The sequence below is a fragment of the Quyinboa sediminis genome, assembly GCF_042219855.1.
Classification (GTDB): Bacteria; Bacteroidota; Bacteroidia; order Bacteroidales; family UBA5342; genus JBHJHP01.
In genome coordinates this window covers 111,822-124,934 of sequence record NZ_JBHJHP010000001.1, presented here as the reverse complement: position 1 = coordinate 124,934, position 13,113 = coordinate 111,822, and the positions used below count along the sequence as shown (strand labels likewise).

At 39.9% G+C, this 13,113-nt stretch carries 15 protein-coding genes; 9 read left to right on the top strand and 6 right to left on the bottom strand.

All coding sequences use genetic code 11. The features are described from left to right. Window positions 1-25: 25 nt before the first annotated feature. The 4 genes from ACE1EF_RS00620 to ACE1EF_RS00605 form a co-directional block, all read right to left on the bottom strand. Window positions 26-850, bottom strand: a complete 825-nt coding sequence (locus ACE1EF_RS00620) for a mechanosensitive ion channel family protein (protein ID WP_375718658.1) — start codon at window positions 848-850, stop codon at window positions 26-28. A 108-nt stretch (window positions 851-958) separates the two neighbouring features. Next, on the bottom strand, window positions 959-1,774 hold the full coding sequence (locus ACE1EF_RS00615; protein ID WP_375718657.1) for a mechanosensitive ion channel family protein: 816 nt from the start codon (window positions 1,772-1,774) through the stop codon (window positions 959-961). Window positions 1,775-1,821: 47 nt separating this feature from the next. Beyond that, window positions 1,822-2,316: a flavodoxin gene (locus ACE1EF_RS00610; RefSeq protein ID WP_375718656.1), complete on the bottom strand. Its 495-nt coding sequence runs from the start codon at window positions 2,314-2,316 to the stop codon at window positions 1,822-1,824. Between the two features lie 72 nt (window positions 2,317-2,388). Continuing rightward, a complete protein-coding gene (locus tag ACE1EF_RS00605; protein ID WP_375718655.1) occupies window positions 2,389-3,279 on the bottom strand; it encodes a DMT family transporter in 891 nt (296 codons plus the stop codon). 114 nt (window positions 3,280-3,393) lie between these two features. Here ACE1EF_RS00605 and ACE1EF_RS00600 point away from each other — a divergent pair, with 114 nt between their 5' ends. The 9 genes from ACE1EF_RS00600 to ACE1EF_RS00560 all read left to right on the top strand — a co-directional run bounded on the left by ACE1EF_RS00600 (window position 3,394) and on the right by ACE1EF_RS00560 (window position 10,511). Continuing rightward, a complete protein-coding gene (locus ACE1EF_RS00600; RefSeq protein WP_375718654.1) occupies window positions 3,394-4,539 on the top strand; it encodes a glycosyltransferase in 1,146 nt (381 codons plus the stop codon). Then, the gene (locus ACE1EF_RS00595; RefSeq protein WP_375718653.1) at window positions 4,530-5,123 is read left to right on the top strand and encodes an RNA polymerase sigma factor; all 594 of its coding nucleotides are present in this window, start codon (window positions 4,530-4,532) and stop codon (window positions 5,121-5,123) included. The genes ACE1EF_RS00600 and ACE1EF_RS00595 overlap by 10 nt, the downstream gene beginning before the upstream one ends. 45 nt (window positions 5,124-5,168) lie before the next feature. Next, a complete protein-coding gene (locus tag ACE1EF_RS00590) occupies window positions 5,169-6,296 on the top strand; it encodes a DegT/DnrJ/EryC1/StrS family aminotransferase (protein WP_375718652.1) in 1,128 nt (375 codons plus the stop codon). 31 nt (window positions 6,297-6,327) lie between these two features. Beyond that, window positions 6,328-7,017: an SIR2 family NAD-dependent protein deacylase gene (locus tag ACE1EF_RS00585; RefSeq protein WP_375718651.1), complete on the top strand. Its 690-nt coding sequence runs from the start codon at window positions 6,328-6,330 to the stop codon at window positions 7,015-7,017. Then, the gene (locus ACE1EF_RS00580; RefSeq protein ID WP_375718650.1) at window positions 7,010-7,648 is read left to right on the top strand and encodes a porin family protein; all 639 of its coding nucleotides are present in this window, start codon (window positions 7,010-7,012) and stop codon (window positions 7,646-7,648) included. The genes ACE1EF_RS00585 and ACE1EF_RS00580 overlap by 8 nt, the downstream gene beginning before the upstream one ends. 8 nt (window positions 7,649-7,656) lie before the next feature. After that, window positions 7,657-8,058 (top strand): DUF3859 domain-containing protein, encoded by a 402-nt coding sequence (locus ACE1EF_RS00575; RefSeq protein WP_375718649.1) that lies wholly within the window; start codon window positions 7,657-7,659, stop codon window positions 8,056-8,058. A 113-nt stretch (window positions 8,059-8,171) separates the two neighbouring features. Continuing rightward, the gene (locus ACE1EF_RS00570) at window positions 8,172-9,029 is read left to right on the top strand and encodes a YitT family protein (RefSeq protein WP_375718648.1); all 858 of its coding nucleotides are present in this window, start codon (window positions 8,172-8,174) and stop codon (window positions 9,027-9,029) included. Between the two features lie 20 nt (window positions 9,030-9,049). Beyond that, complete coding sequence (locus ACE1EF_RS00565; protein ID WP_375718647.1) at window positions 9,050-9,643, top strand: manganese efflux pump MntP; 594 nt, start codon at window positions 9,050-9,052, stop codon at window positions 9,641-9,643. A 10-nt stretch (window positions 9,644-9,653) separates the two neighbouring features. After that, the gene (locus ACE1EF_RS00560; RefSeq protein WP_375718646.1) at window positions 9,654-10,511 is read left to right on the top strand and encodes a cation diffusion facilitator family transporter; all 858 of its coding nucleotides are present in this window, start codon (window positions 9,654-9,656) and stop codon (window positions 10,509-10,511) included. 1 nt (window position 10,512) lies between these two features. Here the strand turns inward: ACE1EF_RS00560 and recN are convergent, their stop codons facing one another. Continuing rightward, a complete protein-coding gene (recN, locus tag ACE1EF_RS00555) occupies window positions 10,513-12,168 on the bottom strand; it encodes a DNA repair protein RecN (RefSeq protein WP_375718645.1) in 1,656 nt (551 codons plus the stop codon). A 10-nt stretch (window positions 12,169-12,178) separates the two neighbouring features. Next, entirely contained in the window at window positions 12,179-13,072 is an 894-nt protein-coding gene (porD, locus tag ACE1EF_RS00550) for a type IX secretion system protein PorD (RefSeq protein WP_375718644.1), read from the bottom strand. Window positions 13,073-13,113: the final 41 nt, after the last annotated feature.

The following is a 13,113-nucleotide window of genomic DNA, read 5'->3' as shown; positions in this document are numbered from 1 at the left end:
CCTGTTTGCCGGGGCAGTCACTGTTTTAGCCTTTATTGTACAGATGTACATCCCTCTGAGGAAACGGAATGGTAATTCCGTTGTTATCCAATGCCTTTTTAACATTTTCGACAATATCGAAATAGACCTGCCAGTACTCTACTGTACGTACCCACGATCGTGTTGTGATGTTAACACTGCTGTCTCCGAGCGATCTGACTGCCACAACTAATTCAGGATCATCTAAAATGCGTTTTTCAGCTTTTAATACATCTGTGATGACCTTTTTAGCCTTATCAATATCATCTGAATAGCTGATTCCGAATTCAATATCTATTCTACGGGTATCCATACGGGTATAATTCATGGTTGCTGCTTCAGAAAGCTGACCGTTTGGTATGGTAACCATAATATTGTCGAAAGTAAGCAGTGTGGTATTAAAGATAGAAATGCTGCTAACCGTACCGGAATATCCTCCACCGGTAATGTATTCACCAACTTTAAATGGTTTAAGCATCAGAATCATTACTCCGCCGGCGAAATTTGATAGTGTTCCTTTCAGTGCCATACCGATGGCCAGTCCTGCTGCTCCGAGTACAGCCAGAAATGACGTCATCTCTATTCCCAGCATGCCGGCCACGGTGATGAACAGGATCACTTTCAGTGTAATACTGATCAGGCTTGTCAGGAAACCGCGTAACGACAAATCAAGGTTTCTCCGTTCAAAAGCCCGTTTTACAGCTTTCATTACAAACTTTATCGTCCACCAGCCAATAATAAGGACCACTACCGCATAAATGAGTTTCAGTCCGTAATCTGTAGCATATTTAATAAGGGTACTAATAAGCACCTTGATCTTTTCAGCTTCCATATCTCAAATTTTAACGGAATCAAAAATAGAAAATTAACAGAATAAGTTAAATAACAGGTATAAAAAAAACGTCCCCTGGAGGACGTTTTTCAACTTAAATTACTTTGTCTAGTTTTTTAATAAATGTACATCTCTCTGGGGAAAAGGAATTGAAATTTTGTTTTTGTCAAAGGCCTTCTTAATGTTTTCTGTCGTATCAAACATCACAGCCCAGTAATCTCCGGTATTCACCCAAAGACGAACAGCAAAATTCACCGAGCTGTCCGCTAGCTCTGAAACAAGAATCTGATGAGCAGGATCTTTTAACACCCGGCTGTCAGATTCAACATAATCATGAATAACTTTTCTGGCCTTGTCAATATCATCATCATAGCCAATACCAAATGTAAGATCCACACGACGAACCGGTTTGGTTGTCTTATTTACCAGCGCACCGTTGGATACAGGAGCATTCGGTAAAATAATTGTTCTGCCATCAGGTGTTTCAAGAATGGTGTGAAAGATCTGTATTTCTTTTACAACACCACCATGACCCGATGATTCAATAAAATCACCAACCTTAAACGGCTTAAGAATTAAAATCATGACACCACCGGCAAAATTCTGCAGTGTACCTGAGAGTGCCATACCAATAGCCAGTCCTGCAGCAGCCAGAATAGCAACAAAGGATGTCATTGCAACACCTACCATCTGCATTACAGAAATGACAAGCAGAATTTTCAGTACTGCACTGATCAGTGAGAGAAGAAACGGACGCAGTGACTCATCCACATTTCTTTTTTCCAGTATACGCTTTAGTTGCTTTGTAAATCCTTTAATGATCCACAAACCAATAATTAAAACCACAATTGCCAACAGCAACTGCGGCGCATAGGCCATGATCATTTCAATAGCCTTGTCGGAATAAGCATTGAGTTTTTCCATTTTTCAATTTACATTAAGTTAATAAGACGAGGTTTATACTAGTTTAACTAGAATTCCTTTTTCAACTGTTTTACCCAATTCTTAATCCTTTCTTCAGACAAACCGGCCTGGTTTTCAAAATCCAGTGCCAACCCGATAAATTCTCCGTTTCGGTACGATACTGACCGCTCAAACTTATACCCTTCAGCAGAGGTATGTCCTACAATTTCAATACCTTGTTCCATAAGAATATCGGCCATCAGCCCTATTCCGTCAACATAATTTTCAGGGTAACCTTTCTGATCTCCCAATCCATAAATCGCTGCTTTTTTACCTTTCAGATCAGCATTTTCAATTTCAGGAACCATTTCGTCCCAATAGGAGGGTAATTCACCATCGAACCATGTAGGAACGCCCAGTATCAGTGCATCATATTTGGCAAGATCTTCGCCACGGGCCTTATCCACATCAACAACTTCAAGCCCTTTTCCCCATTCCTCGATAATGTGTTTTGCTACTTGTGAACTTTTTTTTGCAGTAAAGCTATAAAACAGTGCTGTCATTTAAATTTGATTTTGCTGTTAAAAAATTTTTTTAAACCATAAGTAAAACAGTAGTTATCTGATTTTGTTCGATCATAAATTAACACTTCGGGGCTTTCGTTTAAGAAGTGAATATGCGAATACTGCAGCAATAAGTATTGCTGTTCCAAAGTAAAATCCGGGGGTCATCAATTCCGATTCCCTGAACACAAGATATGCGAGAAAAATCCCGTATACCGGTTCAAGATTTATCGTTAACACAACCTGAAATGCGCTGAGAGATCGCATCACATGAATAGAAGCCATGAATGCGTAAGCGGTACACACCAGGGCCAGTATGAGCAGCCATACCAGATCTGAAACATTTAATGCAAGTGAAACAGGTGAATAAAGATTGTAAAAGGGAAGAAAAAATGAGAGTGCAATGAACCCACCAGCCATTTCAAACAGGGTTATAATTACCGGTTTATGGTGCACCTGATACCCTTTGTTAAGCACCATGAAAAGTGCTCCGGTAATGGCTGATATTAATCCCAGAATTATCCCAAGACTATAACCGGATTCGAATTTAAAGATAATAATGATGGCTATAATGATCACCATGCCAAGTAAAAGTTCAGACAGACTGATTTTAGCTTTGTTAAAAACCGGTTCCAACAGACTGGTAAACAAAGTTGTGGAGGCAAAACAAGCCAAAGCCACACTCACCGTAGAAGATTTTATGGATCCGAAAAAAGCGACCCAGTGAAGGGCTACAATAAAACCTGTAGCAAGGTATTTTAAAAGAAATCGGCGTTGAGGCACTATCATTTTACCTGACCACTTTAACCAGATAAACAATCCTGCAGTTGCAAACAGCATGCGATACCAAACCATCTCAATGGCAGAAAGTGTAATCAGCTTTCCAAGTATTCCGGTAAATCCAAGAATTACAACAATAAAATGAAGGTGTAGTATATCCGTAATATGATTATCTTTTCCCATTAAAATGGTAGTTTTTATCTGAAAACAATTTTAGACGTAAAGCTAATTCAAATCCATAAAATGATTTGTAGGTTTGAATATTTTTTATGATTTTTGGTTCAAATATCTACGTTGATGATCATTGAGAGTTTTACTCAACTTCCGGTAATAAGCCAGATAATTGCCCTGGTACTTGCAGCCGCACTTCTAGTTCAGTTATTCTACTATTTTTGGTATTACAGCAGGATTCTGTTTTCAAAAGTCACTTCCACTACAACGAATAATGCCCTACCTCCTGTTTCTGTAATCATAAGTGCAAAAAATGAACAGTTTAACCTTCCGGAGTATTTACCTTCGATATTAGAACAGGAATATCCTGATTTTCAGGTCGTGGTAGTTGATGACTGTTCCGAAGATGAAACATGGGATGTCCTTGAGCAACTTAAAAAACAATATTCCAATCTGTATACCACACGTATTCATTTTGATCCGGTTTTTAAACATGGCAAGAAGATGGCACTGTCTCTTGGTATTAAGGCAGCAAAAAATGATATTCTTGTGTTTACAGATGCAGACTGTAAACCGGCAGGCAAAGACTGGTTAAAACGTATGGTTCAAAACTACAGAGACGGCATAGATGTTGTCATTGGATACAGTCCGGTTTTGAAAGCCAGGGGATTCATAAACAGGATGATAAGATTTGATAATCTTTTTACAGGAATTCAGTATCTCGGTTCTGCCCTTGCCAAACGGCCTTATATGGGCGTAGGAAGAAATCTGTCTTACAGAAAGTCTCTTTTCTTTCAGCAAAAAGGTTTTTCACCCTATATCCAGCTGATGTCCGGTGATGATGACCTGTTCATAAACAAAGTGGCAACCAGAACGAATTGTGCCGTTGAAATTTCACCTGAGTCGCATGTTCTTACTAAAGCAAAAAATAACTGGAAAGACTGGTTCATACAAAAACGACGACATCTAACCACAGGCAGATATTACCGGTTCGGTGATAAATGGCGCCTTGGAATGGAGATTGGCTCCCGTTTTCTTTTTTACACCGCTTTGATTTTTGCATTGATCCTAATTCCCTATCCATGGTTAATACTGTCGGTTTTCGGTTTTCGGTTCCTTATTCAGGGCCTCATCATTAACCTTACAGCTAAAAAACTTAAACAGCCACACCTTATTTTCACCTTCTGGATGTTCGATATAGTTATGCCCATATTCAATGCATGGCTGAGTTTTAAGAATTTACGCAATCCTAAAGGAATTAAATGGAAATAAACAGGGACAGCAAACAGAAAAAACGGGATCAGGAACTCATAAAAAAAGCTCTGAACGGAGATAGTACGGCCTTCTCTTCGTTAATGGATTTCTATTACGATGCCATTTACTTTACCTTGCTTAAAATGGTGAACAACTACAGTGATGCAGAAGATCTTACAGCAGAAGTGTTCGGAAAGGTTTTTAAATCGTTGGATCAGTATTCCGAAGACTATGCTTTCAGCACCTGGTTATTCAGTATTGCAACCAATCACACCATTGATTTTATGCGAAGATCAAAAAAACTGATTACCTCCATAGAAGACAATGATGATAATGGCCTTGAACCCACATCTGTGATACAGGATGATCAGCCCGGACCGGAAGAAAATATGATCCGTCAGCAGGAGTATAAAAAACTGGAGAGACTGATAGAAAAGCTGAAACCCTTCTGGCAGGAGCTGATACGTTTGCGTTATTATAATGAACTATCGTATGAAGAAATTGCTGAAAAACTGAATCTGCCGATGGGAACAGTCAAAAGTCAGTTATACAGGGCCAAAGATTCCCTGGCAAAATTATACAGGGAACACAGGGAGAAATGAGTTAGCAAGTGATTAGTATTAAGTTGTAAGAAATTAAAAAAACAAATGAATAAAATTGAGATGGTTGACCTGAGGTCACAATATTTGCGCATGAAGGATGAAATTGATGCCGCTATTCAAAACGTTATCGACTCCACAGCTTTTGTAAAAGGACCGGCAGTTAAACAGTTTGAAGATAATCTGGCCGGATTTTTAGGCGTAAAACATGTGATAGCTTGCGGAAACGGAACGGATGCTTTGCAAATAGCTCTAATGGCTCTTGATCTCAAACCCGGTGATGAAGTGATTGCACCAACATTTACGTTTATTGCTTCAGCAGAAATCATCGCATTGCTTGGTCTAACCCCCGTTTTGGTCGATGTTGAACCTGACACCTATAATATTTCTGCAGAGGCCGTAAAAGCTGCTATTACTCCAAAAACAAGAGCAATCATACCGGTTCATCTGTTTGGACAGAATGCTGATCTGGATGCCATCCTGGAACTGGCAAAACTGAACAATCTGTATGTTGTTGAAGATGCTTGTCAGTCTATAGGATCAAATTATTTGGGAAAGGATGGTTCAGTATGTCAGTCAGGTACATTAGGTGATATTGGTTGCACGTCTTTTTTCCCTTCAAAAAACCTGGGTTGTTATGGCGATGGTGGTGCAATGTTTACAAACAACGATGAGTTAGCTGCTAAAATCAGAGCAATCTCAAACCATGGCATGATGGTTCGTTATTATCACGACATGGTTGGAGTGAATAGTCGTCTGGACGGTATTCAGGCATCAATTCTGGATGTGAAATTAAAACAACTTGATGATTTCGGATCACGCCGAAATGCAGCTGCAACCTATTACGATAATGCCTTTAATGCAATCGAAGAGCTTCAGACTCCACACCGTTCACCTGTATCCACCCATGTATTTCACCAGTATACCTTGTGTGTTAAGAACGGCAAACGGGATGCATTAAAGGATTTTCTGAATGATAAAGGGATTCCTGCCATGGTTTACTACCCGGTTCCCCTACACCTGCAAAAGGCTTATATAGATCCCCGATACAATGAAGGCGCATTTCCGGTGAGTGAAAAATTGTGCAAAGAAGTTATTTCCCTTCCGATGCATACTGAACTTTCGGACGATCAGTTGTTATATATAACAGAAAGTGTACAGGAATTTTTTGGTTAAAAAAAGAATATTATATCAGAACTGAAGACTAATGAAAAATCTCGTTGTTCTCACAGGAGCAGGTATAAGTGCCGAAAGCGGATTAAGAACCTTTCGGGATATGGGAGGACTCTGGGAGCAATACGATGTAATGGAAGTTTGCAGTCCTCAGGGCTGGGACCGCAATCCTGAACTTGTACTGGACTTTTATAACATGCGAAGAAAGCAGCTGCTTGACGCAAAACCCAATAATGCCCATTATGGTCTGGCTGATCTTCAACGTTTTTTCAATGTTCATATAATAACGCAGAATGTAGATAATTTGCATGAAATGGCGGGATCAAAAGATGTACTTCATCTTCACGGAGAGCTGATGAAAGTGCGTTCCACCGGTGATGAATCTTTGATATACGATCTTAATCCGGCTAATTATGAGACGCATATGGGCGATTCATGTGAAAAGGGTTTTCAACTTCGCCCCCACATTGTGTTTTTTGGTGAAGCGGTTCCTGCGATAGAAGATGCCATCCCCATTTGTGAAAAAGCAGATATATTCGTTGTTATAGGCACCTCAATGAATGTGTATCCGGCAGCAGGCCTTATCCATTATGCACCCAAAGATATACCGCTGTTTTTAATGGATCCGGATCCGGCAGGATTGCTCTATAAAACTGAGGTTATTAAAAGTAAGGCAGCCGCCGGTATTGACATTTTAAAACAAAAACTGATGCAACATGTATAAATTAATTCTCATTGCCATATTTTCCGTTGTCATTACCACATCAATCCAGGCTCAGAAGTTCGAAGGTGGTTTAATCGGTGGTGTGCTGGCCAGTCAGATTGACGGCGATTTTCTCGGTGGCTATAATAAAGCAGGCATAACATTTGGTGGCTGGGTAGCCTATCCCATAACCGACGACATAGACATACATGGGGAACTACGATACATACAAAAAGGAAAGGCCAAGCTTCCTGTTCCTGAAGAAGGTATAATCAGTGAAACCACCCGCCTCAATTACCTACAGCTTCCTGTTTTGCTCCAGTATAACCTTCAGACAAACTGGTTTCTTGAAGGTGGATTTGGACTGGGCTATCTTTTTCATTACAGTTTCCTTGAAGGCGGAGTTAAGCTGAATGAAGAAAACTATCCTATACAATCGGATGAATTTTATTACGGAGAACTTTGTTTTTTACTTGGTGTTGGCTATCATATAAACGAGAAGTTTGCTGTAAACCTGAGATTTACAAACGATATTTTCCCAATTGCTGATCTCACTGATGCCGTTGGTACCAACCCATGGATTAATCCAGGAAGCCAGTTTAACAAAACACTTGAATTGACGCTAATGTACAGCATCGATCTCAAAAACTGATTCCTGACATGCCGAAGCAAAAGCCTTCTTTTGAAATATATACATACGGCATTTATTCTAAATGGGACCGGGATTCGAAAGACATACCAAAGATTATCAAAATAACTGATCGTATTCCTGCAGAAATTGATATTGAATTCGGTTACCTGCTCAAAATAAAACGGGGTAAGGGCATTCGACTTGAATTTAAAATTGAACATCCGCCCTTTAAAGATGACAAGGGTAAAACAAGGCCACCATTTACCGGAGAACATTATGTAAATGGCAACGACTGGGAGTTTTTTCTTGGTGATACAATATGGGAACCGGTTAGTGACAAAATCGGGAAATGGACCCTGAGCACTTACTACGAGGGCAAAGTTGTAGCAAAAAAAACACTATTCATAGAACCACTGATTTTACAGCACTGAAATACAGATAATTAACACCCGTAATCATCCCGAAAATTCTGTAAAAAACCTGATTAAACTCATGTATTTTCTCTGATTCGTAGTTATACTTTTGCAAAAAATTTTTTGAAGCTATGAGTCGTTTAATGCAAACCAGATTATGGCCATATATATCCATCACTTTTGGTCTTTTTATATTCTCAATAGGATGGACGGCTTTTCTTATTCCATCTGATATCACCGGTGGTGGAATTGCTGGTGTTGGAACAATTATTTATTTTTCCACAGGAATTCCTGTTGCTCTGACATACCTTTTGGTTAATGTATTATTACTTATTCTGGCTTTTAAAATACTGGGACCGGGCTACGGTTTAAAAACCATTTATGGTGTTGCCGTCTTAACCGGCTTTCTTGCATTGTTTCAGCATTATATTCATGAACCGGCAGTGCAGGAACCATTTATGGCCTGTGTAATTGGAGGTATTCTTTCGGGTGTAGGAACCGGAATGGTATTCTCGGGAGGTGGCAGTACCGGAGGAACCGACATCATCGCATCAATCTATAATAAATACAGACACACAAGTCCTGGTAAAGTTATTCTGTTTTGTGATGTTATCATTATCGGTTCATCCTACTTTGTATTTAAAAAGATTGAAACAATTGTTTATGGTCTGACTGCAATGGCCATTGCATCGTACACTATCGACCTGGTGATCAGCGGTGTTAAGCAGTCCGTTCAGTTTATGATTTTTTCAAAAAAATACGAATTGATAGCCGACCGGATCAATACCGATATGAACCGCGGCGTTACGCTAATTGAAGGCACCGGATGGTATTCCAAAGAAGAACGTAAAATAGTGATGGTTGTGGTACGCAAACCCGAAGCCCTTGAAGTATTCAGGATTGTAAAAGAGATTGATCCGACGGCATTCATCAGTCAGGGATCAGTAATGGGCGTCTTTGGTGAAGGTTTCGAATCAATTAAGGCCTGATTTTTTTGAAATTACGGACTATGGTTTATTTTTGCATTTTAATTGCAAAAATGAACCTCGTCACACTCATAATCATTGCGTTGGGACTTTCCATGGATAGTTTTACTGTATCTGTGTCCTGTGGCGTAATTCATCGTAAAGTTATTCTCAGGGATTTTTTGCTCACTGCTTTCTTTATGGGCCTATTCCAGGGCGGAATGACCATGATTGGATACTATCTCGGCTTAAGCTTTAAAGAACATATTGAATCGCTGGATCACTGGATTGCTTTTGGGTTGCTGTTTTTTCTGGGACTTAAAATGATTTATGAAGGAAGCAAGCACGAAGCTAAGCGAAACTTCTGTCCCTCAAAATTAAACGTAATCATAGGATTATCCATTGCAACAAGCATTGATGCACTTGCTATTGGAGTAAGTTTTGCCATCTTACTCAATTCTGCCCCCATTAATGCATCTACAATAATAGCAGTTACCACCTTTTTTATGTCATTAATTGGTATATTTATGGGTGCCAGATTTTCCAAAAGCCGTAAATTGCCTTTTGAAATTATTGGAGGAATCATCCTCATAGGCATTGGTTTAAAGATTTTACTGGAACATACAGTTCTGTTGTAAATAAATAAATATGACCCCTGAAAAGCTTAACCAGCGCGAAGGCTGGGTATCCGTATTTGGTAATATTATTCTGTTCGGTATAAAATTCTGGGCAGGTATTGTATCTTCATCAGCGGCACTAATTGCTGATGCATGGCATACCCTATCTGATTCCTTCAGTTCTATTCTGGTCTTATTCGGAGCTAAACTATCTGAAAAACCAGCCGACAAAGAGCATCCTTTTGGCCACGGAAGAGCCGAACTCGTCATCGCCTTGCTCATTGGAGCCCTGCTTGCAGCAGTAGCATGGGAGTTCTTTATGGAAGGTATATCGCGCTTTAAAAACAGAGAGGCTGCAAATTTTGGCATTGTAGCTATTATTGTAACTATTGTTTCAATAATTTCGAAGGAGGGAATGGCTCAATACGCCTTCCGGATCTTTAAAAAAACGGAATCCAGAAGTGTAAAAGCAGACGGTTGGCATCACCGTAGCGATGCTTTCTCTTCACTTGTGGTTTTAGCCGGTATATTTTTAGGCAAACATTTCTGGTGGGCCGATGCAGTGTTAAGTATTGCAGTAGCTTTGCTCATTTTATATGCTGCCATTGAAATTATAAATGACAGTGCTAACCGGATTTTGGGAGATGAACCGGATAACAGGACTTTAAAAATACTAAAATCCATTTGCGACAGATACATTGAGAGCGATACCGTTCACCACATTCATATTCACAAATATGGAAGGCATTCCGAAATTACCTTTCATATTCGAATGAATCCGGAGATGACACTGGATCAGGCCCATGAGATAACATTAAAAATAGAGAAAGACGTAAGGAAAGAAATGAACATGGAAGCCACCATACATCCGGAACCGTGCAAAGAATAAACTAGTTTCCCATCAGTTCACGGGCATTGTTCAAGGCGGTTTCAGTCACATTTTCTGAACTCAGCAACGTTGCAATTTCATGTAACCGTTCATCCTGCTGCAATTCAACCACATTCGAAGATGGCTTTTCACCATCCAGTTTGAACACCTTATAATGGTGTGATCCACAGGCTGCAATCTGAGGTAAATGGGTTATGGTTACAACCTGCATTGTCTCACCCATTCTTTCCATTATTTTACCCATTTTAGCAGCTATTAGACCGGAAATTCCGGTGTCAATTTCATCAAAAACAATTGTTGGAAGCGCCTTACTTGAAGATAACAGACTTTTTAAAGCCAGCATCAGCCGGGATTTTTCACCTCCTGACGCAATTCTGGAAAGAGATTGTGGTGCATGTTTTTTATTGGACGAAAATAAAAAGGTGATCCTGTCTCTTCCTGATGCACTAAAAGCAGAAACAGCTTCGTGCTGTACCCTTAACACTCCATTCGGCATTCCCAGTTCATGCAACAGTTCCGATGATTGTTTTTCCAGAAGAGGAAGTACTTTTTTTCTGGACACTGATAATTGATCAGCGGTATTTTCCAGGATGAAGAATGCTTTATTCACTTCCTTTTCCTTATCCAGGATGGCATCTTCATAACCCGAAATAGCCGATAACTTTGTTTCCAGATCCTCTTTCAGCTGCATGAGTTCCTCAATGCTTCCGGCTCTGTGTTTATGCTGTAAATCGTTCAACTGGTTTAATCTGTCTGTAATCTCACTAATTCGTTCAGGCAGGTACTCAATATCACCGGCTCTGAGTTCTGCCTCACCTGCAATATCTTTTAATTCTATAATAACACTTTCCAGTCGTTTGTCAAAATCCTCTGCCAGAGACAGAAAAGGACTGATCCGGTGTGCTGCATTTCTTGCTTCAGTCAGCCGGTTCAATACTCCCCCGCTTTCATCATCAACAGATCCTGAAATCAGTGACAAAGCCATTTTAATCTCTTCAGCATGGGTCAAGGCTTCAAGTTCTTCCTCCAGATGGTTCTGTTCATCCCGGTCTGTTAAACCGGCATCAGCCAACTGATCAAACTGAAACTGAAAATAGTCCTTATCGGCAGCAGCCTTATCTGCTGCATCCTGAAGTTCCTGTAACTCCTTCTTTAATCTGAACCAAAGCTGATAGGCTTTTTGATATTCATTTAAGACAGCAGAATTTCTGGCCATTCCATCCACAATCTGAAGCTGAAAGCTGCTATCGTTTAATAACAGGTTTTCATGTTGCGAATGAATATCAATCAGTGATTCGGTCAACACCCTGAGTATATCAAGTGTCACCGGAGTGTCATTAATAAAAGCTCTCGATTTTCCTGAGGGCGTTATCTCCCTTCTGATGATGGTTTGATGATCGTAATCCAGGTCATTATTTTTGAAAAACCCTTCCAGACTATAACCTTCAATCCTGAATTGTGCCTCCACCACACATTTTTCCTCTTTATTAATGATAGCAGACAAATCGGCCCGTTGACCAAGAATCATATTCAAAGCCCCGAGCATGATGGATTTTCCAGCACCGGTTTCACCGGTTATGACCGACATGCCATCATAAAACCTGATATTCAGGTTTTGGATCAACGCAAAATTCCGAATGGATAAAGATCTGAGCATAAAAGTAGGTTTAACCAGAAATCATCCTGTCATAATCCTGAATGTGCTGGGGATCAATCGTTTTTAAAATCGTTCCGATCTCGCTTCGGGTAGCAGCATCATGCGGTTTAAACAGATTAATAAACTCTTCGTATTTGGTGTCTGCAAAAATCTGAAATAATATAGCAGTGGGTTGTTTTCTGTACGGATCCTGCAGTGTAGGAATAGCCTTCTTTATATTCTTCAATCCTTCAACCGGATTATCCGCCATCAGGTCCAGGCCTTGTCTGTGATAATTGTACATGAACATCCGGAATGGTTTAAAATCATCGTGCAACAGTTGTTCAATGAGCCAGTAACGGTTGGTTCTGCTCTCCATGGCTTTCCATCCCGATTCTGATGCATTCTGCGCATTATTAACGATGTGTTCAGCAACCTGAAAAAATGGTTGTCCGCCCATAGGTCCAAAGGAGTCATAATCCATCCCCAGAATGATGTACGCATAATATGCAAGGACCGATGTCAGATTATTATCGAAGGTGTTTTCGTTGAATATCAACGGATCAAACTCCACAAAAGTAAATGCAAAGTTTTTATCGATATAATTAAACATCAGTGTATTGTAGGATGAATTATACACCGGACGACGGGCCTGGATTGTCAGCGTTCCGGAAAAATTCTCATTATTTTGCATATCGGTAAGATTGATCAGAAAATTGCAGTCAATCCTTTCCTTAGGCTTAAATTCGTCATTGGTCCACTTGCGGTTATTCATGAACTCACTAATGGTCTTTTCCATATTCTCAAAAACGGAGACATTGGTGCTTTGGATTGAACGGTGCGTTACAGACACTTTACAATTAAATTCCTGTGCGCTTACTGTTCCAAAGATTAAAACAAATACTATAATTATCAGATTCTTCATCTATTCACTTTTTGCGTTCTGTTTAAGAACGATCCATAATC